The 26,607-nt window shown below is 34.1% G+C and carries 28 protein-coding genes; 26 read left to right on the top strand and 2 right to left on the bottom strand.

The genetic code is table 11. The features are described from left to right. Positions 1-30: 30 nt before the first annotated feature. The 7 genes from FGL31_RS11395 (at position 31) to FGL31_RS11365 (ending at position 3,036) form a co-directional block, all read left to right on the top strand. Positions 31-318: a hypothetical protein gene (locus tag FGL31_RS11395; RefSeq protein ID WP_138091543.1), complete on the top strand. Its 288-nt coding sequence runs from the start codon at positions 31-33 to the stop codon at positions 316-318. Next, positions 299-580 carry a hypothetical protein gene (locus FGL31_RS11390; RefSeq protein WP_138091541.1) on the top strand — a complete coding sequence of 94 codons (282 nt, stop codon included), beginning with the start codon at positions 299-301 and terminating at the stop codon, positions 578-580. The genes FGL31_RS11395 and FGL31_RS11390 overlap by 20 nt, the downstream gene beginning before the upstream one ends. After that, a complete protein-coding gene (locus FGL31_RS11385; protein ID WP_171017646.1) occupies positions 516-737 on the top strand; it encodes a hypothetical protein in 222 nt (73 codons plus the stop codon). Before FGL31_RS11390 ends, FGL31_RS11385 begins: the two co-directional genes overlap by 65 nt. 41 nt (positions 738-778) lie before the next feature. Then, the gene (locus FGL31_RS11380; RefSeq protein WP_138091537.1) at positions 779-1,072 is read left to right on the top strand and encodes a hypothetical protein; all 294 of its coding nucleotides are present in this window, start codon (positions 779-781) and stop codon (positions 1,070-1,072) included. Positions 1,073-1,162: 90 nt separating this feature from the next. Continuing rightward, positions 1,163-2,071 carry a DUF6712 family protein gene (locus FGL31_RS11375; RefSeq protein WP_446677081.1) on the top strand — a complete coding sequence of 303 codons (909 nt, stop codon included), beginning with the start codon at positions 1,163-1,165 and terminating at the stop codon, positions 2,069-2,071. A 174-nt stretch (positions 2,072-2,245) separates the two neighbouring features. Further along, positions 2,246-2,686, top strand: a complete 441-nt coding sequence (locus FGL31_RS11370; RefSeq protein WP_138091533.1) for a YcbK family protein — start codon at positions 2,246-2,248, stop codon at positions 2,684-2,686. A 146-nt stretch (positions 2,687-2,832) separates the two neighbouring features. Further along, positions 2,833-3,036: a hypothetical protein gene (locus FGL31_RS11365; RefSeq protein WP_138091531.1), complete on the top strand. Its 204-nt coding sequence runs from the start codon at positions 2,833-2,835 to the stop codon at positions 3,034-3,036. Positions 3,037-3,473: 437 nt separating this feature from the next. Here the strand turns inward: FGL31_RS11365 and FGL31_RS11360 are convergent, their stop codons facing one another. Then, positions 3,474-3,851, bottom strand: coding sequence for a hypothetical protein (locus FGL31_RS11360; protein ID WP_138091529.1), 378 nt, complete (start codon positions 3,849-3,851; stop codon positions 3,474-3,476). 139 nt (positions 3,852-3,990) lie between these two features. Next, entirely contained in the window at positions 3,991-4,188 is a 198-nt protein-coding gene (locus FGL31_RS11355; protein ID WP_138091527.1) for a hypothetical protein, read from the bottom strand. Positions 4,189-5,693: 1,505 nt separating this feature from the next. On the opposite strand from FGL31_RS11355, the gene FGL31_RS11350 reads away from it, so the two are divergent. The 19 genes from FGL31_RS11350 to FGL31_RS11270 all read left to right on the top strand — a co-directional run bounded on the left by FGL31_RS11350 (position 5,694) and on the right by FGL31_RS11270 (position 26,400). Continuing rightward, complete coding sequence (locus tag FGL31_RS11350; protein ID WP_138091525.1) at positions 5,694-5,984, top strand: hypothetical protein; 291 nt, start codon at positions 5,694-5,696, stop codon at positions 5,982-5,984. A gap of 76 nt (positions 5,985-6,060) precedes the next feature. Then, the gene (locus FGL31_RS11345) at positions 6,061-6,288 is read left to right on the top strand and encodes a hypothetical protein (RefSeq protein ID WP_138091523.1); all 228 of its coding nucleotides are present in this window, start codon (positions 6,061-6,063) and stop codon (positions 6,286-6,288) included. After that, positions 6,272-6,505: a hypothetical protein gene (locus FGL31_RS11340; protein ID WP_138091521.1), complete on the top strand. Its 234-nt coding sequence runs from the start codon at positions 6,272-6,274 to the stop codon at positions 6,503-6,505. Before FGL31_RS11345 ends, FGL31_RS11340 begins: the two co-directional genes overlap by 17 nt. A gap of 102 nt (positions 6,506-6,607) precedes the next feature. Then, on the top strand, positions 6,608-6,925 hold the full coding sequence (locus tag FGL31_RS11335; protein ID WP_138091519.1) for a hypothetical protein: 318 nt from the start codon (positions 6,608-6,610) through the stop codon (positions 6,923-6,925). A 542-nt stretch (positions 6,926-7,467) separates the two neighbouring features. Beyond that, complete coding sequence (locus tag FGL31_RS11330) at positions 7,468-7,830, top strand: hypothetical protein (RefSeq protein WP_138091517.1); 363 nt, start codon at positions 7,468-7,470, stop codon at positions 7,828-7,830. Between the two features lie 137 nt (positions 7,831-7,967). Next, a complete protein-coding gene (locus FGL31_RS22685) occupies positions 7,968-8,246 on the top strand; it encodes a hypothetical protein (protein ID WP_171017645.1) in 279 nt (92 codons plus the stop codon). A 683-nt stretch (positions 8,247-8,929) separates the two neighbouring features. Continuing rightward, a complete protein-coding gene (locus tag FGL31_RS11320) occupies positions 8,930-9,310 on the top strand; it encodes a hypothetical protein (protein WP_138091513.1) in 381 nt (126 codons plus the stop codon). Next, on the top strand, positions 9,288-9,740 hold the full coding sequence (locus FGL31_RS11315; RefSeq protein ID WP_138091511.1) for a hypothetical protein: 453 nt from the start codon (positions 9,288-9,290) through the stop codon (positions 9,738-9,740). The genes FGL31_RS11320 and FGL31_RS11315 overlap by 23 nt, the downstream gene beginning before the upstream one ends. Positions 9,741-9,973: 233 nt before the next feature. Beyond that, positions 9,974-10,585 carry a terminase large subunit domain-containing protein gene (locus FGL31_RS11310; protein ID WP_171017644.1) on the top strand — a complete coding sequence of 204 codons (612 nt, stop codon included), beginning with the start codon at positions 9,974-9,976 and terminating at the stop codon, positions 10,583-10,585. After that, positions 10,582-10,950, top strand: a complete 369-nt coding sequence (locus FGL31_RS11305) for a hypothetical protein (RefSeq protein WP_138091507.1) — start codon at positions 10,582-10,584, stop codon at positions 10,948-10,950. Before FGL31_RS11310 ends, FGL31_RS11305 begins: the two co-directional genes overlap by 4 nt. Positions 10,951-10,968: 18 nt before the next feature. Then, positions 10,969-11,133, top strand: a complete 165-nt coding sequence (locus tag FGL31_RS22680; protein WP_171017643.1) for a hypothetical protein — start codon at positions 10,969-10,971, stop codon at positions 11,131-11,133. A 134-nt stretch (positions 11,134-11,267) separates the two neighbouring features. Then, on the top strand, positions 11,268-11,474 hold the full coding sequence (locus tag FGL31_RS11300) for a hypothetical protein (protein WP_138091505.1): 207 nt from the start codon (positions 11,268-11,270) through the stop codon (positions 11,472-11,474). A 235-nt stretch (positions 11,475-11,709) separates the two neighbouring features. Next, positions 11,710-12,297, top strand: a complete 588-nt coding sequence (locus FGL31_RS11295; protein WP_138091503.1) for a hypothetical protein — start codon at positions 11,710-11,712, stop codon at positions 12,295-12,297. Between the two features lie 307 nt (positions 12,298-12,604). Further along, positions 12,605-13,420, top strand: coding sequence for a hypothetical protein (locus tag FGL31_RS11290; RefSeq protein ID WP_138091501.1), 816 nt, complete (start codon positions 12,605-12,607; stop codon positions 13,418-13,420). Positions 13,421-13,747: 327 nt separating this feature from the next. Then, positions 13,748-14,131, top strand: a complete 384-nt coding sequence (locus FGL31_RS11285) for a hypothetical protein (RefSeq protein ID WP_138091499.1) — start codon at positions 13,748-13,750, stop codon at positions 14,129-14,131. Next, entirely contained in the window at positions 14,106-15,497 is a 1,392-nt protein-coding gene (locus FGL31_RS11280) for a hypothetical protein (RefSeq protein ID WP_138091497.1), read from the top strand. Before FGL31_RS11285 ends, FGL31_RS11280 begins: the two co-directional genes overlap by 26 nt. Positions 15,498-15,564: 67 nt before the next feature. Beyond that, positions 15,565-23,565: a hypothetical protein gene (locus FGL31_RS11275; protein WP_171017642.1), complete on the top strand. Its 8,001-nt coding sequence runs from the start codon at positions 15,565-15,567 to the stop codon at positions 23,563-23,565. Between the two features lie 201 nt (positions 23,566-23,766). Continuing rightward, positions 23,767-23,922, top strand: a complete 156-nt coding sequence (locus tag FGL31_RS22675; RefSeq protein ID WP_171017641.1) for a hypothetical protein — start codon at positions 23,767-23,769, stop codon at positions 23,920-23,922. Between the two features lie 108 nt (positions 23,923-24,030). Beyond that, positions 24,031-26,400, top strand: coding sequence for a hypothetical protein (locus FGL31_RS11270; RefSeq protein WP_138091491.1), 2,370 nt, complete (start codon positions 24,031-24,033; stop codon positions 26,398-26,400). The last annotated feature ends 207 nt before the right edge of the window (positions 26,401-26,607 follow it).

The raw sequence follows: 26,607 nt of genomic DNA, 5'->3' as shown, positions 1-26,607 counted from the left end.
AATTCATACCAAGGTGTTAATGGAAAACGCATGCTTATAAACTTCAGCGATGAAAGCGGTAAAGGTGCAGAAGTAACCAATATTTCTTCTTCATCCTTCAACGATGCATTCTTAACATTAAAAGAAAACACGGATGCGGATATTGTTATTGGTCACTCATTACCATCACCTGCTTTGGCAGGTATTGCTATCCAAGGTCAGCTTGGAGCTAACCAAACTTTAACAGATGCATATTCAATTTTCAGAGCAAATTTTGTTTTAAATAAACGTGTTGAGATTCTTAAAGGTCTAAATAAAATTGTTCAAAGGATATTTTAACCCATTGGATATTAAGGATGATGCAGATAGGTTCGGTGATGAAGAATTAGACCCAATGTTGGAAAAAATCATGCTTATAGATGAGATAAGAGAATTGAAAGGTTTACCAAAATTACCAAATAATGAAGGACAAAAAATGATTGGTGCTCAACCAATTCCTACTGCAACTGAATCCAAATTCAGCAAAGAAGAAAATCATGATGAAGAAATTGAAGATGAAACATTCAACAAGATTCAACATTTTTGGACTAGACAAAGATGATTTTGTAATCTTCAGGACTTACAAATTCAGTGAGAATTTAAAATTTGAAAGTGATAAGAGGTTAACTGATTATCTAATTGCGAACAGTCCATTCGTAGGGGGTTCATTACGTGGTATTCAGACCGCATTGGACAATCAATTTACTATCAAGAAATAAGAGAAGAATTAGCCAAATTAGTTTCTACTAAGGTTATTCCAATGACTTCTTTAATTGAAAAACAGGACATTCAAGACCAAGCGAGAAAACTAAATGTGAATCCTTCTGCAAATAATACTTCAAAAATTAAATCAATTTCCGTGATGTATTCCTATGAAGGTATAGCTGATGATAAAAATAGACCAACCTGTCACAAGCTTGTTAGAAGCAACAAACTTTATTCTAGAGAGGAAATTGAAAGTATGTCAGCTGTCCTTGGATGGGATGTTTTTACCCACAAAATGGGCAAAAATTGCAGACACACTTGGGTAAAACACAGTGTAGTTAGACGCTAAAAAATAATTAATCATGATAAATTTACTAAGCGAAAAATATATAAAAGAGAATTCAATTTTGGATGAAAATCTGAATTCCAAACTCATAAAATTACCCTTAAAGAAGTTCAGGATATAAAACTGAAACCCATTTTAGGTGCTGAAAAATACAATGAGCTTATTGAAGAATACACCAAGTATACCCAAGATAAAAGCTATATTATTGACCCTGAATTGGTGAAACTTAAAAAGGAATATATCAATGACTTTTTGATTTATTCCGTTCTGTACGATATTACGACTGCATTAAATTACAAGTTCAGCAATAAAGGAACTAAGACAATAACTGATGCAAATGCATCTGATGTCACCTTGGGTGAAGTTGAAAGCGTGAAGAAATATTACCGTGCTAAGATGGATACCTACAAGCTAAGATTGATTGAATATCTTGACCAATCATGCGGTACTGGTAGCCCAAAAAATCAGGATTTACTACTGGATTTTATATCAAATCCGAACCAAATTCTTATGAAATTGCAAAGGCAAGAAGCAATAAAACTGGTTGGAGGTTCAGGTAATATGAATTTAAATAATTTAAAAAAATACCTGAAAGATTGGTTCAAAAATAGTGCATTCATCAATACCGTTGTTATAACCTCAAAAGATGATTACAGTGAATTGAACAATATTGACTATCCTGTAGCACACTGTGAGTTTGTCAATTCTTCAGTGTCTAATGTTTACCGTTATTACACTTTTGTTATCACAATTTCTGACATTCAAAACGATAAAATCATGCATAAAAATGTGGATAATATCCACAATGACTGCATGATGGTAGCACAAGACTTCATAGATTACCACATCATGAACAATGACAGGTTCGAATTGGACGCAAACATTCAGATTAACCAATTTATTGAAGACCACACAGACCGCAATGCAGGAATTAGTTTTGCCATTCGGATAGCAGTATTCAATGAAGCCAATTATTGTCTTATCCCATATAAAGCTAAATAAGACGTTTTAAGACATTCTTAGTGTTTCTGACACAATGTGTCGAATCTCAAAAGATAATTCAATACAGACGAGATATAGAGGTCAGAATCAGACCCAAATAAGGATTATTTGTAAATCTGCAAATTAATCCGTTAAAGTTAACAAACTTTAATCCAAAATTAACCAAACCCAATAATGACACTTAAAGAATTAAAAGATTTATGTTTAAAGAACAATATTAAAGTAGATGGAGACCACATAACATTTAATGCATCCACTCCGAACTTTCAACTAACCAAGAATTTCAAACTTCATGAGTTCTTGACCAAGAACAGAAAAGATACCACAACCAAAATCAACCTTAAAATTATATTGGAACTTCAACAGTTGAGAACAATATTCGGTTCACCGATTGGAATTAGTTCAAGCTATAGGTCACCTAGCTATAATAAGTCAGTAAACGGTGCAACTGCAAGTCAACACATATACGGCAATGCACTGGACACATACCCAATAAATGGTGATATTAAAGGTTGGTTATCCTGTGTAGTTAAAAATAAAAAACAAGGTGGTGTAGGTCATTATCCCACTTTTGTGCACATTGACACTGGTGCAACAAGATTTTGGAAGGGTTAATTTAAGATGGAACTGATAAAAGAACTATTCAACAACTTTGTGACTTCAAGCTTAGTTACCAAGTTATTACTTTTTATTTCCGCATTTTTTGCCCTGTTTGGGAATTATACATTCTACTTATTTTCCTTGTTACGGTCGATTATATAATGGATTTAGCCGTATGGTTTTTCGGTAAATGCAAAGAATGCAAACACTGGCAAATAACACAGCCATTCATTATTAAATTGATAATGTACTCAATATTGGTAATAGTTGTGAATGCGGTTCAATTACACCTAATTAAAGAAGCATTTGAAATTTTTAAATTGATAATGGCAATTCCAATTGGTGCTGAACTTTTGGGAATTTAAGTACTATTGAGAAACATACAGGCGTTGCAATAGTGGATAAGGTCAGGCAATACTTAGGTAATTGGGTAAGTTCTAAAGAACCCAAAAAAGATGATGGAGAGTAAAACTATAATTTTTTAAAATTGTTTATAAATTAAAAATTAAAAAAGATTGTGTGATTTAAATGGATAATTTGACAATTTTAAACATCGGAAAATGTGCGTTGAAACAATTATTAAGTTTTAGTGAAAATAAAAAAATGCCTGTGCAAAAGTTTGGGACTTTTTCTTTTTTTATTGAAGGTGAAAATTATAATTATTCGTATGAATATCTTTATGGCAACATTTATCACATAGATAGTTATGATTTTTCAACAGCTATACAAAAAAAGTATCGGTAATTTTAAATAGAAAAAGCCCCCAACATGGGGGCTTTTCTTGTTTATTATATTACTTTTTTTACTCTTCTATTGTTTCAATAATTTCATTTAACTCCTTACAGTTGCAATCAATTGAACTTTGTATTTCTAAAGCTATATCTTCGTAATCCAATTCTGTCAATTCATCCTTTGATTTACCTTGTTCTTCACAATATAAATCAATTTCAGTTTCAATAAAACTTGATGAGAATCCGTGGATTTGATTGAACCAATTAGAGTTATCAAACCATTTATATTCTTCATCCTTTTCAATTTCTGTCTGCAATAGCTCAAGCGATTGAGTTGTAGCAATATCCGAAATCTTGGTTAACAATGCACTTAGTTGAGGATATACATTTAACAAATTTTTGTATTCTGCTTGGTCTAAGTGCTGACACTTTTCTTTTATATTTTCCATATTATTAATTTTTTAATCAATCCAAACGATATTTAAGTCTTGCAATACACGTGTATTATCCTGCATGAAGTTTCTACCAAAAAAATCACATTGGTAGTAATTGTCAACTAAACCTTTGTAAATTACATTAGCATAATCCTTATTTTGAGGTTTTCATTTCCTGAAAGTATTTACCATTTTGGTAAAAACCTACATTATCAATTTCACCATCAACAATCCAAAAACAGAAACCATTCTTTTTACCATTTAGGTATGTAACAATCTCCCAATTTTTTACATCTGTCAGGGGTATTGTTACCTCTAGACCATTTTTTTTGTTCTTATTTAAATTTTCCATTTTATTAATATTTTTAATCTTTACCTATAAATACAACAAGAATTGAATTATTCCAAAAAAATTTAAAGAATTACGCCTAAAAAATATAAGTATCTGAATAATAGGTAGAATAATTTCAATTCAATAATACAAATATACGAATAATTTCCTAAAATCCAAACTTTAATGAAAATAATTTTTGTGTCGGAAAATTATATAATTTATAAAGTAATCTTTTTTTAATTTATTTTCCTTGCTTATATAATATATAAAAACTCATACCTTAAAACCTTTGACTCAAATAAGGCGATTTAAGACACTTTCATTCGTTTGAGGTATATCTATACCATTGTGATAGATAATTGATTCTAGCTACCCCCTGACCTAATACAACCATCTTTGACCCTAACCTCGCAGGCGGGCGAGCGGAACCTCTGCTACTTGAAGTTACCATGGATAACTATTCCTGTAACCTTTGGTCGATAGACCATTGAGATATTGGGAATATTGAGATAATTGGTAACCTCGTAATACTACCTTAATCCTGTTGAAGAATAATATTTCTTATTGTTGTTTATACATTATATACCGTAGGGGTAACATACTTTGTTTAACAATTGTATTTGTTAACTACCTTATCTTAATACCGTAGGGAAACTTCATGTTTAAATCCTATTGAGTAGATACTTTAACATTGAAAATACTATTATTATACCTATTTGATGTATCATAACCAAAACTTAAAGTTATTCTGTTGTTTACTTCTACTTCTATATAAGTGAGAATTCAATGTTTTTTACCCTATGGTATATTTTGCTAATACAATTAACTATTTCAACCTCATCCACATTATTTATTCTCAACTGATTTTTTATATTCTTAATTATGTTGAAATCTACTTTTAGTTTAACCATAAAACTAATATAATCCAACATTGTATTTTCTGTTAGTTTTCTCAATACCGTAGGTTTTTTTTTTATAAAAAATATAAGGTTTATGTTAAGGTTACTATAAATAATACGAACGCAGTGAAGTATTATTTATTTATTGTATATGTATTATTGGCATTGTCCGCTTTGGGCTACCAATGCCTCAATGCCGTAGGGAGATGATGAGAGTGTTTTCTCTTATCTTTATCTAGTATACGTACTATGTTGGTCTTTTCTGTGGTCAAGCTGTGTCAAAAACTGTGGTGTTTCTGTGGTCAAGCTGTGGTCATAGAATTTTAATAGGTTTTATTCTTATAATCTTTTCTTCAACTGTGGTCAAACTGTGGTCAGGATATTAATTTTTATTTTTTTTTATAAAAACTTGGTTTTGGAAGGTTTTGATATATATTAGTTAATGTAGGGTTGGTTTGTCTATTTTTTTTTCTACCTCAATATCAGTTGTTAGAAAAAAGTTTTAATAAAAAACATCATTAGGAATCGACACTACTATTTATAAGAAATTCATAGTTAAGGGGTGGAGTTATAAACCCACCTCTTTTAAAAAATAACTATGGGTTTTATAAAAAAAATAAAACTATGAATATTAAAAACAAACAAGACTTAACAATTTATGACTTCACAGGAGAAGTTGAAAAAAAGATTAAAGAGATTTACCCAACTAAGGAATTACAGGAAAAAGCATTATTATTAATCTATTTAATAAATCGTGCTGATGGATTAGGGTACCAAATAAATGTACGTAATCACAGAGTATTTTTTGGGAATTTGAACGGCAATAAATGGAATGAATTATTTAAACCATTATTAAGTAATTCTTTAATTGTGTGTACTTCATCACACGAGCAGGAACTAAATCGAAGACTATAAAACCACTAACCAATATAAATGGAAGATTAACCAAGGTGAGGTTAAAAGAAGGTTTTATGGAGAAGAATATAATTCTATGCCTGAATATATTCAAAGATTTCATCTAGATAATCATTTAGTTGTTAAACCTCAAAAGTCACTTTGGTCTAAAAATTACCAATACGTACCCAAGGATATAATCACTGAAGAAGAAAGAGAAACTATGAACGAGCTAAAACTAGAAATAAAAATGTTAAAGGAAATGATGGAACTAATGGCAATGACCTTCAATCAAAAAATTGGAATCCTTGGAAAACGAAATTAAAAAACCAACTGAAAAAGAAGTTCAAACATTAGAAGAATCTCACCATGGTGAGATTCCAACCAAGAATGAAACTATTAAGGATTTAAATATATATCAAAAGTTTGTCCAAGAACTAATTAATAATGGTATGCAAAACTTCAGCGAAATATATAATCTGACTTCAAAGCAATTTGTTAATGAAAATACAGGAGATGAAGTAGCCAAGAATTATTTTTAGTTATATATGAAACTGTAGAAGAACGTTTTGAACACAATAATTTAAAATTTGAAATAAATGATTAGTAATAGAGATAAATATTTACTTATTCAAAAGAGCATCTTGGATGGTAAAATTGAGAAAACAGAATTCCTAGAGAAATTTATGCCATCAATTGGTGATTATATAGCTAGGGGATATAAGTTAACAGGTAAACAGGAAACAGTATTGAATTCATACTTAAATGTGGTAAAGGAATTAGTCAAAAATGATGATATGCACTCAATCAAAAGTTTAAATGAACAAGCAAAAAATATAGACGTTAAAAACTATTTCAGAGAATTATATGCACGAAAAGTAAAAGAGATAGTTGGAGACAATGAAATAGATGATGATTTATATTATTCAATCTGTCAGCAGGTTTATGAAGAAGTTTTTTGAAAGTTAATCAACAGCATAATGGAAATTAGACAACAAACATTAGGTGAATATTTTGAATCAATTTATTTTGACCTAGGTGAAGATGAAGTATTTCACCTCACTAAATTAAAATATGAAGAATATGAAAATTATTTTTTATAAAAAATAGATAACTTTTCAAATTACGTTGTATTTATAGATATATGGAAAAGTTCAAAACAAATTTAAAATTCACATTGAAGGCATTATTAGTATGCCTAGCAATAGCAGTAGGAGTTCGTTGCTACCAAGAAATAAAAACAAACCTGAATACCGACACAGTGAAAACGGAAAAAGTGAGATAGAACAATCGGTATTCCCAATTTTATTTTTTAATCTTCAATCAATTATCAGGGGTGACAATACGGTCATCCCTTTTTTTATGCATGAACTTTTAAACTACATAATTAAGCCTTCATGACCTATTTTCTTTATATGAAATAAATATTGGTAAAAACATTCATTTTTCAGATTACCTAATATTTATAATAAAGAGAATAAAAAATGGAAATAAAAAAATCAAAATGGCTTCAAAATTAAAATTTGAAGAAGCAGGTAGAGAAAAATTATTAACAGTTTTTCCAATGGTTAATTGGCAATTCGCAGAGGATGATATGTGTCCTTTTGACGCTTTTAGTTTAGAGAATGGTAAGACAATATTGGTGGAAATAAAGACAAGGGATTTCCCAAGTTTTCAATATGAAGATGCTTACCTAGAGGTTGATAAGGTATTCAGACTGAACCAAGTCAAGCTGACCGAGAACACACAAATAATAGCTGTGTACCACTTTTCCAACAATGTTAACCGCTACGTGGAATTTGAACAAATTAAATCTAAAAGAAGAAGATGGTGTAATGCGGTGGATGAACGCTACAACAGCGGATAAGACAACAAAAGTATTAAAGAAAGTCTATTTACTGGACTTCAAAGATGCGGATATCCGAGATACCAATACTGGACAAAAAAGAAGCAGGTTTGAACCTTTGACCCCAAGCCAAGAACGAATTTTAAAAATGATAAAAAATGCAAGAACTAATAATTAGTATCATGATTGCACTGACTGCAATCTTCATGACAGGGCATAATGACCCCTATTTGAATTTTATAAAAAAAATAAAACTGGACAGACCCCCACTAAATTGCAAACTGTGTTTTGCTTTTTGGGTTGGATTGATTTACTCAATCCTGATGTATACAAGTCCATTATCCCTACTGATTGCACCTGTTTCAGCAATGTTAGCAATCTACCTAGACCGAGTTATTGCCAACGAGCAACTCAAAGCCTTAAATAATATGAACTAGTGAGTAAAAAAATTAGATTAATTGACGTAGACAAAGCAAAGAATGAAATTATAAGAGAGATATATCAGAGTGAAGATTTCCATATGGTGTGCAGACATCATTGTTTCAAGAATTTTTTCACAGACAAATCCAAAATTATTGAAGATATTAAGCAGGAAGTTATTAACCAACTTCTCAAAAAAAGATGCTGAATTATTGTATGAGTGGTATTTAATTAATCCAAAAAAACCGTTTGCTGTAGCACTTGGAATCCTTAAAAAATGTTCCTGAAAAAGCCCAACTATCAGGATTATAATAAGCATTCGTTCGGTCAATATATAGCTTTACGAGCAATTTGACGCAACAAAGTGGAGACTTTGACCTGTTGGAACAGACAGTGTAACCACACTAGAGGTCAATGACAACGGTGAATTGGTAGAGGTTAAAAAAGAACATATTCTGTATTATTTAATGAGCTTTTTAGAACCTCATGAAAAAGAAATTCTTGAATTTGAACTTGACAAAAGTGTTACCAAGGGTAAATATCGCAAGGAATATAGAGAACAAAAAGAACAGATTTTTGAAAATTAAGACAAATAGTAAAAGAAAAAAATATCAAAGTTATTTTTTAAAAAATATAGGGTTACAGCATATGTAGCCCTTTTTTTATGCATTCACACTTACCTATAAATAATATAAATAATATGACAAATCAAGAAATATTCGAGGCAATCGAGCAATTGCAGTACGTAATAGACTATCATGCAGTTTCAGGAATCTACAAATTTGACAACGAAAAAGATATTAAGGTCTTGGAATCGGTTTACAATTTCATCACCAAAAGACAATATATCAAGTTCAACGCAGGATGTTCAAGCTGTGTTAAAGAAGCATTCATAATCCTTCAAAACTGGCAAAAACGCCAAGAAAAAAATAAAGCTGAAGAAGTTGAAAAAGACAATGCAGTTGAATTCACCCCCGAGGTAGCAGAACAAGCTATAGCTGAACCAATTGTTGAGGACAAAAAAGAAGAAGTAAAACCAATTCAAAAACCTAAATCCAATGGCAGAAGCAAACGAAAATAATAATGGTGGAAAAAGGGGCCGCCCAAAAAATTCACCAAACAAAACCCCAAGCTATAATAAGTTAAAAAACAGCTCTAGAGACCTTATTAATAAAGAAACAGGTAAAAAGATTGGGCTATTTGTCCACTATAATATGACAAAGATGCAGGCTATTTTTGACCAGTTGACCCCAAATCAACAAGCTCGTTTTCTTATTGAAATGGCAAAGTTCACCACCTCGACCTATGCACAAGAGGTGCAATTGAAAAAAGGTTTGAAAGAAGAAAAGAAACAGATTAATAAAATCGAGATTTCTTATGAAAAACCTGAAGCATTACCTGAACCTGTAATCAAAATTACACCTCATGAAGAAATTGAGGATATAGACAGCACAGATGCTGATGACATTGATGTTGAAACAGACATTGATGATAATAATGACCCATTTTAGTATTGAAACAAAGATTAATATTACCTAACCCACATTCAGGACAAGTAAAATTTTTAAATTCAAAAGCAAAAAGAAAGGTCTTAATGTGCGGCAGACGCTGGGGCAAAAGTCTCATCTGCAAATCATTAGCGATACAGGGGGCATTGGATAAAAAAACTAATAGCCTATGTTACCCCGACATTTTCTCTTGGTAAAGTTTTTACAAAGAACTTCTTGAAACTATTGGTAGTGAATTGATAGAAGAATGTAACCAAACTGATTTATATATTAAATTAATTACAGGTGGTTCAATTCGCTTTTTTACAGGTGAAGCCCCTGATAATTTTAGGGGGCATAAATTTCACCTTGCCATACTTGACGAGTGCGCTTACATAAAATCACTCAAAAATTTCTTTTTCGAATGTATTAATCCTTGTTTAACTGATTTTAATGGTGATGCAATATTTTTAAGTACACCGAGAGGTCAAGGGGAGTTTTTTCAATTTTATAACTATGGGTTAAGCAGTGAACTAAAGTATAAAAATTGGGAGTCATTTCACTATAGCACATATGACAACCCACACCTGAAAAGGGAAGTCATCGAAGAAGCTAAAAGAGAATTACCTGAAATGGTTTTTGCACAGGAATATTTAGCTATTCCACAAGTTTCGGGTGCGAACTGTTTCGGTAACCACATTGCAAAAAATATCATTCCAACTTTATCGAGGAAAAAAGACAAAGCTATAGGTATTGACCTTGCATCTACGGTCGATTGGTCAGTAGTTATTGGTTTAAGTGATGAAAATGGAGTTGCTACAATGTCAAGATTACAACGTTGGCAATCTGATTGGAATGAACCAAAATGAAGCTTAAAGAATTACCAAGAAGTATAGATAAAATGATGGATAACTCGGGAGTTGGAAAGCCAATTTTTGACGAGCTAAAACTAGAACTTTCAAATTTATACGGCTTTAATTTTAACGTTGCAAGTAAGCCCATTCTAATAAAAGAATTGATTCTTGCCGTGGAGCAGGGAAAGATTCGCTACTGCCAAAGCGTGGCGGATGAAATGCTAAATTTTGAATACAAATACTCGGACTTGAACCCCAAAAATATAAAATATGAAGCTGTTTCGGGGCACGATGACCAAGTTATAGCATTGGCGTTGTGTTGGCATATGTACAATAAAAGAACTAGAAGAAGTAATACGTATTCATTCCGTAGGGCTTAAAATATAAAATATATAAAAATGAAAATAAACAGTTGGGAGACATTACCATTCCAAAAATACGTAGAACTAAATAAAATTAAAACAGATGATGATTTTCAAAAACTGATTGAAATGGTTGCAGTTCTCAATGACTTATCTATTAATGAGGTTAAAGAAATGAAGCAAAAAACTTTCAAACGTTAACAGAAGACATTAGCTTTTTATCACAAAAACCTGATTTCAGTAAATCAAACTTCAATTGGAGCTTCAAACAATTAGAAGACCTAACAACGGATGAATTCATTTCATACGAGAAGTTAAAAAATGATGAAGATTCAATGAGCTATATTATTAGCATGATGACAGGCATTAAAGAAGAAAAAGTTAACCAATTACCGACAACGGATGTATTGTATGCTTTTTTTTTGCTTCAGCGAGAATTAGTGAAATTTATCAATTATTCGGCAAAATCTTTACTCAAACGGACAGTGAAGGAGAAAATCAAGAAAATATTCTCGCTTCAATTCTTCAAGAACAAAAGATAGAATTCAATTCCAATTATGGATTTCTGAAGATGGTCAAAGATGTTTCAGATTATACATTAACACCATATTTTCAATTAATGAATCGCAGTATAATTGAGGTACTAAGTATTGCAAGCATGATGATTGATGAAGCTGAACTTAATTCAATTCAGATTAATAAAAACAACATTTAATATAGAAGCCCCCAACATGGGGGCTTTTTTAGTGATTAACACTTACTAATTAAAAATATTAAATGGCAAAACAAAGCAATGCAAGACAGCAAAGTTTGGATTGGTTAGACAATTTAGGTACTGACCGAACTGAATTCAAAGACCCTGAAAAAGGTCTTGAAGGTGTATGTGCTGACTTTGTTGACCGAGTTGTACAAAACATAACTGACCAAGATTTAATTGCCACTGGTTCAATTGCCAATATCGAGCTTCAGATAGTTAATCCAAACGAAATAAATATAATTGGCGAAAAGTATATCAACTTCCTAGATGAAGGTGTGCAGGGTTCAGTTAACGCTATTAGAGCCCCATTTAGCCCTTACAAGTACACAGACAAAATGCCACCTGTACAGGAATTTATAGATTGGATTAATTTAAAAAACCTGAAAGTTCGTAACACAAGCTACAACCTAGGCAGTGATGCAGGTAAGGATGAAGTCTTTAGTGGTGACGAAAAAGCCATAGAACAAATGGCATATGCAATGGCAAAAGACAGATTCCTAAATGGTGCAGAGCCAAAGAACATATTCAAAAAAGAGATTCCAAAGCTATTAAATGATGCCACCAACCAAGCAATTAATATTACATATCCAATATTTTTTCAAACCTAGACCTTTAAAAAAGCATGATTACAATAACAAGACAACCATATTTATTTTCACCTTCTCAAAATCCAATGATTTGGGAATTCAGCTGTGACAACAACAATACACTATACTACAATGTATTGGTTAAAAAAGCAGTTACCAATGAGATTTTGATAAAGACAACAATCTATTTTACCCCCATCTTCAAATAAAAGCTTCATTGATATCCAAGCCATTATTGATGCTCAAACATCAACACCAATCGACAATTCAGATAATGTTTTGGTTAATTTGGATGGTGTAATATCGTACTACCTCGAGATAACAGGTATTGGACAATGCAGGGAATATCACCGAACCAAAATTAACCACTGGTATCAATCATGCATTCAATGGTAAGCTTAATAATTTTGATTTGTTCAATAATCTCATGAACTCTTATTTCCTGCAAAAAGGTTATGAACATAAATTTTTATCGGATAGACCAACGTTTTCATTTCTTCATTACGTACAAAAAGAACATCTATATTTTTTGGCTGACAATACTAGTGACGTTGGTAATATTACTTTTTTCTTGACCTATAAAAACGGTACAGAGCAAACTCATATGATGGATTTTACCAATCCACAAAACAAAAAATTACATAGACTTAATTTATCACCTAGGAGTTTGTCAGAGCAAATTGGTTTTGATTTACAGAATCTAAAAACCATTACAGTTTATATAGCTGACAATGATGGTGTACAGATGTCCGAGGATAGAACATATAATTTAATGGTCTACAATTGCAATCAGACACTATGTAATATTAACTGGATAAACGAGTTTGGGGGTATGACTTCCAATACGTTCATCTCACCAAGGGAAACCAAATCATCAACCAAGAATGTAATTAATACCAATGGATATTTAAATCGTATAAATGGGGTTTATCAACCTTTTCAGAAGGTGGTCAATACCTCAATTGCTAATCGTTATATTATAACTAGTCAGGTATTATCAGATGAAGAATATGATGCATTCAGTAGTATAATTAATAGTAGAAATGTATATACTGAATTGAATAGTGGTGAGCTATACCCAATCGTTTTAGACACCAACAACATTGATGTATTAAAAAAGAAATACACAAAAAACAAGAAATAGGATGAATTTAGAATTTACATCCAATGCAAACCTAAAATTGGAATTATTCTTAGTTCCTGCTGAAATAGTAAGTGAAGGATTTGATTATAACTTGGATTTCTTTTTATAACCATACCAAACATCCAGAGCATAGAAGCCCCCAACATGGGGGCTTTTTTTATGCCCTTCACACTTACTATCTAATAAAATCCATAAATATAATGGCAAAAAAGAAAGTACAATATCAGGACAAAACCAAGTTTAATGAGAGCAACAATCACATAACTGGTAAATGGACTAATACAGATGCAAACGAATTAAAAAGAAGTTATAAATAACAATGCAGATATGCTTCATGAGCATAACAATAAGACTTTTCTTGATTTAATTGACCAAGATTTATCGACTTCTGCATCACCAATTTTTCAGAATTTAACTGTTGTAAATAACATTGATACCAATGTGTTATCTGCATCCTCTATGGTCAATACTGTTGAAGTAAATGCAACCAATGAAGTCAATACCAACATTGCAAAGAGTAATTATATATCCAATACATTCAACATCAATACTGACACTTTGGTTGCTCAAACGCAAATTGATACTCAAATATTGAATGCAGACTTGCAGGTTAATACGGATGTATTGAATGCTTATTCACGTGTAAACACAGATATTTTGGATGCAACTAGTCAAGTTATGACTGATGAAGTTCGGGGCAAATGTTGCTAGGATTGGTGAACAATCATCTGCTACTTTTGTGAGCGGTTTTGCAGGTACTGGATATCGTTTAGCCAAAGATGCCAACGGTAATTATTTAATGGAATTAGACCGTTTAACAGTCAGAAAAGACTTTACGGTTTATGAATTAATTGTATCGCAAATTAGAGCTACCAACGGTTCACTTTGGGTATCGGATGCCATTAAATTAGAAACTGCAACTAAGGTAGGTAATGACTACAGATGTACAATAGATACAGATGAAGATACAATTTGGATTCCTTTTGTAGTGAATGACATTGTACGATGCCAAAGGTTCAACGGCAAATCAATGAAATACTATACAGCTAAAGTTATTGCAACTAATTATGCTGATAAACATTTCACTTTGCAAGTTATCGAAGGTGCTAGTTTTCCTGAATCCAAGGATGATTTAGTACGTATAGGTAATAGTGCCGACCTTAACCGTCAAGGTGCAGTATATTTAACTGCATCGGATAACGGTGCACCTTTCATAGATGTTATAGATGGTGTTACCAATGCTTCATTAACCAATAAAACAAAGGTACGTTTAGGAAAATTGGATGGTATTGTTGACCCTGACTTGGGTGCATTATCGGGTTATGGTCTATATGCCAATTCAGCATACATTAAAGGTAAATTAATCGTTCAGAACGGTTCTAATGTCTTTACAAAAGCTGAAGCAAACACTGCTATTGACACGGCTAAAAACAATGCTATCAATACAGCTAAAGTCTATACAGATGCACAGAATCAAGCATTCTACAATGATGCTAAAACATACGCAGACACTGAAATTGCAGAGCTTAGACAGTCAGTTAATGACTTGGAGACTGAAATCGAAGGTGCTTTTCAGGATGGGATTATACAAGAAGCTGAAGCAATTTCAATCGAAAAATACCTGAATGTCCTTGGACGTGAAAAAGCTGATATTGACAACCAATTCACTATTGTTTACGCTAACACCAACTTGACAGGAACGGCTAAAACCAATCTTAATACTGCCAAAACAGCTTTAAATACTTCATATACTTCATTGGTATCTGCTATAAATACTGCAATCCAAGATGGAAAAACAACAACAGCTGAAAAGACCGCTGTTGACAATGCATTTGCAGATTTCAAGACCAAGAATGCTACCTATTCAACACGTGTAAATGAAGCTTTGGAAGCTATTAGAAATAAAGGGATATCTGACCTAAATGCAAGCATGAAGTCTTATTCGGATGCACAGGATAACGCAAAAGAAATCCTTGTTAAAGCCTATGCAGACGGTGTTGTATCTGATGAAGAAGCACGTGCAATTGCGGATGCGAATGCTAAATTGACCGAGGGCAAAAAATCATGCAAACAGTAAAGCACAAGAAGCAATTACGACATCAACAGCGAATGCAAAGGCATATACGGATGAACAGATTGATGAATTGGGTGACGTTCTTAGTGACTTGGAATCAACAATTAACACAACATTCCAAGATGGAATAATCGAAAAAGCAGAAGCTATTAGTATTGAAAAATATATAAATGAAATCAATGTTGAAAAGCTCCAATTGGACAATCAATACAGTATTGTTTATGCAAATACTAGTCTTGTTGGAACTGCAAAAACTAATTTAGCTACAGCTAAGACAGCATATAATAATAATCACACGACCTTAATCAATAGTATTAATACAGCTATATCGGATGGAAAAACAACAGTAGCTGAAAAGAATGCAGTCAATACCAATTTTGGTAACTATAGAACTGCCTTAGGTACACTTTCAACTCGCTTAAGTGAAGCAATTGAAAGTATCCGAGCTAAAGCATCTACTGATTTGGACACTTCAATGAAGGCTTATGCACAAGCCCAAGATAATTTAAAGGAAACTATTATAAAAGCATATTCGGATGGGATTGTTACAGCTGAAGAACAAAGAGCAATAGCAGATGCAGAAGCAAAATTAGCAGAAGCAAAAGCAGATGCCACTGCAAAAGCTAATAGCGCAAAACAACAGGCAATTGATGCTTCAGCTATTGACGCACAAAATAAAGCAAACCAAGCCCAAGCCAATGCAATCGCAAGTGCAAATCAATTTTCCTTGGATGCTTTTAAGGCTATTCAGGTTGGTAACCGTAACCTATTGAGCAATTCAAATGTTGTTATCCAAAAGTTGGAAAATGAAGCTATGTACCTTATGGGTTCATATACTATAGTTCCAAGCAAAAGACCATTAGAGATAGGGAAAAAATATACTTTAGTTGTTAAAGGTTCGAGTAGTGGTGCAGGTCGTTTGGGTGTTTGGGTAAATGGACAACAGGAAATTAAGAGGGATATAATCAACAATGAAAATGATGTTATAAAATATATAACTTTTACTGTTACCAATACCCCAACAAGAACGGCAATATCTTTTTACCATTATCCACAAAATTCAACAGGTACTTCTAAGGTTGAATGGGCTACACTCTATGAGGGTGAAGTAAATAAACCTGCATTGGACTGGACACCTGCCCCTGAAGATATCAATGATACCTTGGAAGTTTTCAGGACATCAACCACAACCAAATTTGAAGTCTTGGAGACATCTATCAACAGTAAAGTTAGTCAATCTGATTACAATGCTTTGAACCAAAGAGTAGGTACTGCTGAAAGTACCATAAGCCAACAGGCAAACCAAATACAAAGTAAAGTATCACAGACTGCATTTGACAGTTTAAACAATACAGTTGGTGGTTTAACTGGTCGTGTATCTTCAGCAGAATCAACCATAACTCAACAGGCAAACCTAATTGCGACTAAGGTCACACAATCGCATGTTGATGTTTCAGTTAATAATGCTGTAGGTAATATCAATATCGGTGGTCGTAACTACATCACCAATTCAGCTGTTGAATGGGCTACTACTGGTATGTCTTCAAATTCAGCATATGGTGTATACCGAACGAATTTAAATGATTTGTTTGCAGGTCTATTGGGTAAACCAATCATGATTTCATTTGATGCAAAGGTTGACCTTATTAATGGCGCAACTAGTGGTGCTGTTAGGGTATACAGTAGTAACGGAAATGCTAAATATATCTATTCAAGTGTTATCCCATCCGTTACTAGTGAATGGGCTAGGTACGAAGCACCAATTAATTTAACCAATACATCAAATACAGGTGCAGGTAAAATCGAATTCTATGGTGAAGGTGCCAATAGTAATTTGGTAAAAATCTATATCCGCAACCTAAAATTAGAAGTGGGTACTAAAGCAACTGACTGGACACCTGCACCTGAAGATATTGATGTTGAATTGTCAGGATTGAAAAATCGGGTAAGTACAGCAGAAACCACAATAACACAGAATGCAGATGCAATAGCATTGAGAGCTACCAAGACAGAAGTTACTAGTCAGGTATCAACCGCTAAAAGTGAAGCAATAAATTCAGCTTCAACGGATGCCACAACTAAAGCTAATAATGCACTAGCTAGTAGTAAGACCTACACCGACAATTCAATAACAGTTACCAATAATGCTATTTCACTTAAAGCGGATAAAACAATTACAGATGCATTGACCAACAGAGTTACTACAGCTGAAAGCAAGATTACGCCTTCAGCTATTATTTCCACTGTCAAGGATTCAACTGAACAAATAGCCAAAGATGCAGTAGATGGGATAATAATCGGTGGAACCAATACCTATTCCAATTTACCATCCATTACACCAATCAGTGTTTTGACTTCAGGTATTATAGGTAACAGGAATGATTCAAACTGTCCGAACGGATTTAGCTATACAGCTACTGCAAGTGCAACTGGTAGTATGCGCTTGGGAAATGTCGTTACTGGTAACGGTGAATGGACATTATCGGGATGGGTAAGAGGTACACAATCTTTACCATTAATTTTTGAAATTGACATATGTGACATCTACATCACCAAGACAATAAATGTACCTAACAACAACCAATGGGTGTATTTTTCCCATACGGTTAATGTTACCAATTATTCAGCATTATATCACTTTGTGGACTTCAGTAAATTCAATTGGGCTGTTTATCAATTCAAGGATATCAAAGTTGAAAAAGGTAACAAAGCGACAGCTTGGTCACCAAACCCTGCTGATGTGGATAATGAATTTACTTCTCTTAAAAACAGGGTAACAAGTACAGAAACATCCATAACCCAACAGTCAGACCAAATTGCATTAAGGGCTACTAAGACCGAGGTAACCAATCAGGTAGGTACAGCTTTGTCTAGTGCCAATACAACTGCACAGGGCTATGCCAATACAGCAGAAGCCAATGCTGTAAAAGAAGTAACCGAAATCAAGGATACAAGGGATACAAACCAAAACCCTGCTTGGTACTTCACCAACCATAAATCCAAAACATTAAGGGAGTTTAAATCACTTGCTGTATTGGGTGTAACTGTTGCAGGCTATGTTTATGGTCAGCTAACAACCTTTGTACCTTGGACTGATACTTCAGGTGGTGCTATTCAACAGGAACTGAAAGTAGGTAGTAGAATTTTCACACGTGCAGGTACTACTACTGCTTGGTCATCTTGGATAGAATCTGAATCTACAGTAGGTTCACAATCCAAAGCTGATTCAGCACAGACCAATGCTGTATCTTCTGCAAAAACATACACAGATGCACAGATAACAATAGCAAATAATGCTATCACTTTGAAAGCCGACAAGACCGTAACTGATGGATTGAATTCACGTATGAACACAGCTGAATCAAAGATTACTCCTACTGCCATAATCAATACGGTAAAGGATTCGACTGAAACAATTGTGAATAATGCTGTAGGTAATTTGCAGGTTGGAGCCACAAATATATTCTATGATTCATATCTGAAATCACCGCAAATGTGGGGTACAAGTTTAGGTACAATGGCATCTACAGCACAGTCAGTTGGATATAGTGTAAGATATAATAAGACCTCAACAGATGCAGGTGCATTCGGTTATCAGCGTAACAGTGCAAGCCATACCTTTTCAGTAGAAACAGGTCAGGACTATACATTGTCATTTGACATCCGAGGTAATATCGGATATCTGAACTATGTATTTTTAATGAGGAATGAATCAGGTCAGAACAACCAACAATTACATTCTGAACTTAGCAGATTGGATTTAACTGGAATCAACTCTACTACCTATATTAGAGTAAGTACAACCTTCAAACCGAACTTTACAAATGATGTAGCTAGTATCTTGTTGGCTTTGTCAGTTGGTCAGACTTTTTGGTTTGAGATAAAGAATATTAAAGTTGAGAAAGGAAATAAAGCAACTGATTATTCACCTAATCCTTATGAAGTTGAGACAAGGATATCAACCACTGAAAGTACACTAATTCAACAGGCAGGTTTAATTGCTAGTAAGGTAAGCCAAACTGAAGTTAACACAACGGTCAACAATGCTGTGAACAATATGACCTTATCCAATAGGAATATCTTGTTGAAATCTAATACCCCATTCAAAAAATTATCGACTGATAATATATATCAGATAGGTAATTATCAGGTTGCTCCATCTTATCGTTTGTTACCACCTAATAAGGTCTATACCTTGGTAGTAAAAGGTAGTAACAGTGGTGCAGGTACATTGGGTGTTTGGGTTGATGGTAGTCAAGGAATTAAACAGGATTTCATTTCTAATGAAACAGATGTCATCAAGACAATTGTATTTACAAGGGATTCAAGACCTAATATAGGTGGGGGTATATACTTCTATCACTATCCGCAAGGTTCAGCAGGTACATCATCTGTTGATTGGGCTTGCCTATACGAAGGTAATATAACCAAGCCAAACTTGGAATGGTTACCTGCTCCTGAAGACACCGACAATGCGAATGTTGTAATAGGTGGACGTAACCTAATCTATGGGGGTTTTGAAAATGGTTCTTGGAATCAAGCAAGTATTGGTCAAGGTACCGATACATCAATGGGTAGAGCTAAAAATGTGTTTGACCTAAGTACTGGCAGTGAATATACTTTTAGCATGAAAGAAGGTACAGTGATTACACCTAATAGGTTATGGATTACGTTCAGGAATGCAGATAATACTTACCATTCTGTTATTATCCGAGAAACTATACCATTTACATTTACAGCACCTGCACCTAAATGTACCATAACATATAACACTGGATACTATAGTGCATTTAATGGTGGTTCAATTTTTAAGTCAAGGGAACCAAAACTGGAATTGGGTAATAAGGTTACAGGATGGACACAAGCACCTGAAGATATTGACAGCGAATTGTCAGGATTGACTACAACTGTTACCAATCACAATACACAGATTACACAGAACACCACTGCAATCAACCTTAGAGCAACAAAGTCCGAGGTAACAGCACAGGTCAATACCGCTAAGAATGAAGCCATAAATGAAGTAACTGAATTCAAGGACACAAGAAGCGACAACCAAACACCTGCTTGGTACTTTGCCAATTACCCTAAAAAGACCGTTAAGGAATTTAAGTTTATGTCAGCTATTGGTATCACAGGCGTTGCAGGTACTTATTGTCAGTTAGAAACTACACTACCTTGGAATGATTCAAGTGGTGGTACAGTTGTTCAGACAGCTACAGTAGACAATAGGGTTTTCCAAAGGTATGGTAGTTCAACATCTTGGACATCGTGGACAGAAAGTGAGAATACAATTGGTTCACAGAACAAAGCAAATTCCGCTAAGACTACAGCTGTTAGTGAATCCAAGACTTACACTGATTCACAGATTACAGTTGTCAATAACGCCATTACCCTGAAATCGGATAAGACAGTCACTGATGGGTTAACAGCAAGAATGACTTCAGCTGAAACTAAAATTACACCTGATGCAATCAAGTCTACAGTTAGAGCGGAAACACAACAGATAGCTTCAGATGCTGTAGCAAATATTCAAGTTGGTGGACGTAACCTATTGCTTAACAGTAACAGTGGTGCTCACTACTTTGGTGGATATAGTGGTGCATCGGTAACTAAAACTAATAACACAGTATCAGTACCTGAATGGGGTGCAACAGATGCAAACAGGGTTATATCTTCAGGTGGTAACAGTACAGTAAGAGTTCTCACAGCAATTGGAATTCCAAAGACTGGTGAAACAGTTACAGCTTCAGGTTGGTTCAAAAACAATGGAACAAAGAATATAGTCATAGCATCCAACCAAGGTTCTAAATCAACTATTTTGGCACCGAACGAAGGTAAGCGTATTGTATTTGAAGGTATAGAAGGTAATGGTGTTGGTTCGGTTCAATTCCAAGTAAACCCAATAACCATATCGGATAACGTAGACTTCACTTGGTGGAGACTTCAATATGAATATGGTAACAAAGCAACAGACTGGAAACCATCACCTGAAGATGTGGAAAATAAAGTAACAGCATTAACCACACGTGTTACCAATGCTGAAACGGATATAACACAATCATTGACTGAAATAAACCTTAGGGCTACTAAGACCGAGGTAACCTCACAGGTGAACAATGCTAAGACAGATGCTATCAATACAGCATCCAATGATGCCACAACCAAGGCTAATAATGCTAGGACTTCAGCAATTGCTTCAGCATCGACAGACGCTACAACCAAAGCAAATACTGCACAGACCAATGCTGTTGCATCAAGTAAAACCTATACTGACAATCAAATATCCATTACCAATAATACCATACTTGCAAAAGCTGACAAAACCGTAACGGATGGGTTGACAACTAGGATGAACAATGCAGAGCTTAAGATAGCCCCTGAAGAGATAAACTTGACTGTGAAGGCACAGACGCAGGCGATAGCGAACCAAGCATCTGCACAGGCTTATGCTAACGGTAAGATGTTGTATACTGACCCGTCATTTGTATTAGGTGCTAACAGTATGACCCAATATCCTAATGCAGTGGGTACGACTATGACTAGGGTGAATACTCAAACGGATTCACCTACCAAGAACAGCATAGCATATAAGTTTGTTCATACTGGTATAGCGGATTCTAATAAAAGGCTGTCATTGGTAAGATGGGCTAACCCATCTAGACCTAATGCGGTGTTTGTTACACGTATAGTTGCTAAGTTACCTGTTGGATGGCGTATAATGGATGCTCACAACAGTTACGGTGACAGTGCCAATAGGTCAGCGACTTGGCTTACACCTACGGCAGGTACGGGTATGTACGAAGAATATGTCCTTAGATTGGTGTGTGGAAACACAGGTGACTTCAGTACGGTCAATCACTTTGACTTGCGCAAGGTAAGTGCGAGTACACCTACACCTACAGCATCAACCCCTGTTGAAAGTTACATAGCTTGGGCTACTGTAATTGATATGTCAGAGGTTTACAACAAACCTGACGAAGAGGAAATAAAGGCAGGTATCAGTATTACAGCAAACGCAATTAATATTTTCGGTAAGGAACTGTCCCTGACAGGTAAGGTTACGTTCAGTTCATTAGACCCTGCAACGCAGTCAACCGTTAATACGGCTAGCAACAATGCAAGTACAGCAATATCAACTGCTAACACAGCTAACAGTAATGCTAACACTGCTAAGACAGATGCTACTAGTGCAAAGACAACTGCAAACACTGCAAACACAAATGCATCCAATGCAGTAACCACAGCCAATACAGCTAACAGTAATGCATCTTCAGCACTTTCAACAGCTAACACAGCTAGTTCGAATGCAAGTACAGCACTTTCAACAGCCAATACAGCTAACACCAATGCAACTAATGCTAAGTCTAAAACGGATGCTTGGTCATTTGCCTCAACTACTGAAATAGATGGTGCAAAGATTCGTACTGGTACCATTACAGCTGATAAAATAAATACTGACAATCTTACTGCAAGACAGATTAAGACAAGTGAAAATGATAGCAGGGTATCCATTAATGAATCCAATGATGGACAATTCAAGGTAAGGCACAGTAACGGACAAGTTGCAATTCAGATGGGTTTGGTCGGTGGAATTCCCAAAATTATATTCTATGATTCTTCAGGAAATAAAGTTTGGGAAGGAGGGACGGCAGGTATAGTTTATGTCAATGATGTACCTGAAAGTTGGACACCTTCAAATCTATTCTTTATGGATTCAATAACATCTGCAACAGAAACATTGACTTCAACAAAGATTAATACCTTTAAATCAAAGATTAAATTGAATAGTTCAGGTTCAGTTACCAATAGACAGATGGATGCAGGTACTAACTATTACCTATATGCTGAAGGTATTAATGCTACAAGTGGTTCAAACAAACAGTACGCAGGTTACCATACAACGCAAGTTAAATCAGTAAGTAATTTTATCCCTAATGGTTGGTACATAGCAGGTAATACTACATTGTTTTCAGATGGTACAGGTACTGGAACTTATAGTGGTATTGTCTTCAAAGTTTGGAATGGTATCGTACAGGATGATTATGTAGTTATTTCAGGTATTTCATAGTGCATGATATAGAAGCCCCCAACATGGGGGCTACATTTATACCTATGCACACTTACTTGGTAATAAATAATATATTAATTATGACACGTACAACAGAAAGTAACAACACAATTAGAGTAGATAAGGCTACACATTTAGAATATGAATTGACATTCAACATCGTGAGCAAAACTGAAGGATTAGAATCAATATCAGTAAGCGGTGTTAAAAAATGGAGAATATGTATTTTCGGTAGTAAAGAACTATTTGCCATCGAGCAATACCAATGTTAACTTTGCCAATGGTAATTTTGACTTTGCCATCGTTACGGATGTAATGACAGAAATCAATGACATTGCTGATGAATTAGCAGAATAAGTAACTTATCAACCTTAAACCAATTAACAAGGATAGCACTAATCGCTATCCTTTTTTTATGCATGAACTTTTTTCACACTTACTATTAAATAATCTTAACACAACAATATGGAATCATTATATACCTTATACATATTTTCGGACGTAGACAATTCTTATAATCTTTTGGATGTAGAAGCAATTCAGATGACCAATATTTTCAGCGTGGAATCTATCACAGACCTAACCAAAAGAAAGGATTCAATCACCAAGGATTTTACACTTAAAGGTACTCATGCAAATAACAGAGCATTAGCCCATCTGTACAATATATCCTCTTATTCATCTGAATCTTATGCAACTGACTTAAACCACAACCTAAAGAAGAATCGAACGGTCAGATGCATATTACTTGAAAACAATATAGAAATCCTAAATGGCAGTCTGTTGATAATGGATGCTGATATAAATGTACTTACTAGAGATATAACCTATAACTGTCAAATTGTAGGTCATATGGTAAGTTTCTTTGGTCAGATGAACAATAGGGAATTGTCTGAATTGGATAGCTTAAATGATAATATACCATACACCATTGCAAGGATTAGAGATACTTGGAATTTCCCGAACAATTATAGATATGTATTCGGACAATGTGATTTCGGATATGACGAGAGATTATCAATATGGCAGACTGATGAAAACGGTGAGGATTATGAAATCATTCCTAACTGGTGGGATAGTGCATATGACTTCAGGAACTTCAAATTGGGTATAACCCTTAAGGGCTATCTTGATGCTATTTTCCGAGGTTGGAGATATGATAGTACAACAAAGAAATATACCCAATTAAATAGCAATGGTACACCAATTAATAATTATACCTATGAGATTGAAACCTTAGGTAATGATGACATAAACAGGATTTATATACCACATACAGGTGAACAGATGTCATACGAATATACAGGTACATTAACATCATTACCTGCTATTAACTATACCTTGCCTGCACAAGTATTGGGAGTACCACCACGACCATTGGTTAATTCACCTAACCTAATCGCACCATTGAATACAACATCATTCAATACGTCATATTTCTCAACATATCAGTTACCTTCAGGGTTAACCGTATACAAGTATAATGATGGCAGTGATAAGTTCAATTTATATACCACTACACCTACTACGGTATTCCGAACAAAAGACAGATACCTAAAGTCAAAGGTAAGCATGACAGGTACAATAACATTACCTGCTGATTGGAAGGGTACTTATTACTTTGGCTTAGCTGATGTAACCAATAACCCAAAGGATTTCTCCAACCTAAGATTTGCACAGAAGATAACCAAGACAACAACAACGGCACAGACTTTCAATATCGTATACAACAGTGAAGTACAGGACATAGCAGGTAACTATATATTGGCTATACGTAGAGAAGACCAAGGCAAGGATAACATAGGTGTAAACACAGATTTCAAGGTAAATAACCTAGTCATAAAATTCGGTGACACAAACGTAATATCAAACATCGCATACAGCCAAGGTCAGACAATCCAATTGAACAAAGCACTGCCTACAGGAATAAAGGTAAAAGACTTCATGAAAAGTATCATGACATTGTTCAACCTCTATATGGTCACAGACCCTGAAAATAAGAACAAATTCATATTAAAACCATTCACTACATTCTATAATGATATATTGAAACTGGATAGAACAAAAGCAAAAGATTGGACAGATAAGATAGATTTCTCTACCTATAAGCTATCAACCAACCATAACCTGCCAAAAGCATACAACTTTAAATTCACAGAAGACAATGATATGATGTTGGAAAGGTATAAATCGGAAACAAACAAAAACTATGGAGACATAACCGTCAATGATTCAAAAGGTATGCAAGACGAAAAGGACATAGAAGTAATATTTGCACCTACAGTAAACATAGACCACGACCTAAACAGAAAGAAACTGCCTATCTTATATAAAACAGAAGGATTCCTAACAGGCAAAAAGAAACCAATGACAGTTAAACCAAGGATACTCTACAACAACGGTGAAGCAATAACAGACCAATATAGTATAACACATCAAGGTAACGAACTGACAAAGCTATCAACATACAATCATTCATCTATGTTCAGGTATGACCCAATAAACAACAATATAACAGATACACTACTTTTTGACTTACCATTGAGATACTATACCAATACACAAGATGTTACAGATGACTACTCAATAACCAAATATGAAAGATACCATAAGGAACAATTGACAACACTCATAGATGATAACATCATGATAATAGAATTCCAAGCTTATCTAACAGAAACAGACATAGCAACAATAAACCAAACATTCCAACAACCTGTATTCATACAGACACCATACGGTAATTCTTATTTTAAACTATTGGAAGTGGAATATACAAACAATAGATATCCATCAACAGTAAAGGCAATGAAGATAGTGACACCATTACCTTAACAATAATTTAATATCAAGACATAAAACATCATGACAAAATAAATCCTATATTTATAACGTAATATCGTACACAAACAACTAACTATACTCTAGGCTACCTTTAAACAGTAGCCTTTTTTTATTAAACCTCATATAAGCTAAAATAAGACGTTTTGAGGCACTTTTTATCGCTTTGGACTACTTATACTAAAACAAAAAGATAATTGA

Origin of the sequence: Sphingobacterium daejeonense (genome assembly GCF_901472535.1) — a bacterium.
Lineage (GTDB): Bacteria > Bacteroidota > Bacteroidia > Sphingobacteriales > Sphingobacteriaceae > Sphingobacterium > Sphingobacterium daejeonense.
This window is presented reverse-complemented; position numbering and strand designations above follow the sequence as displayed.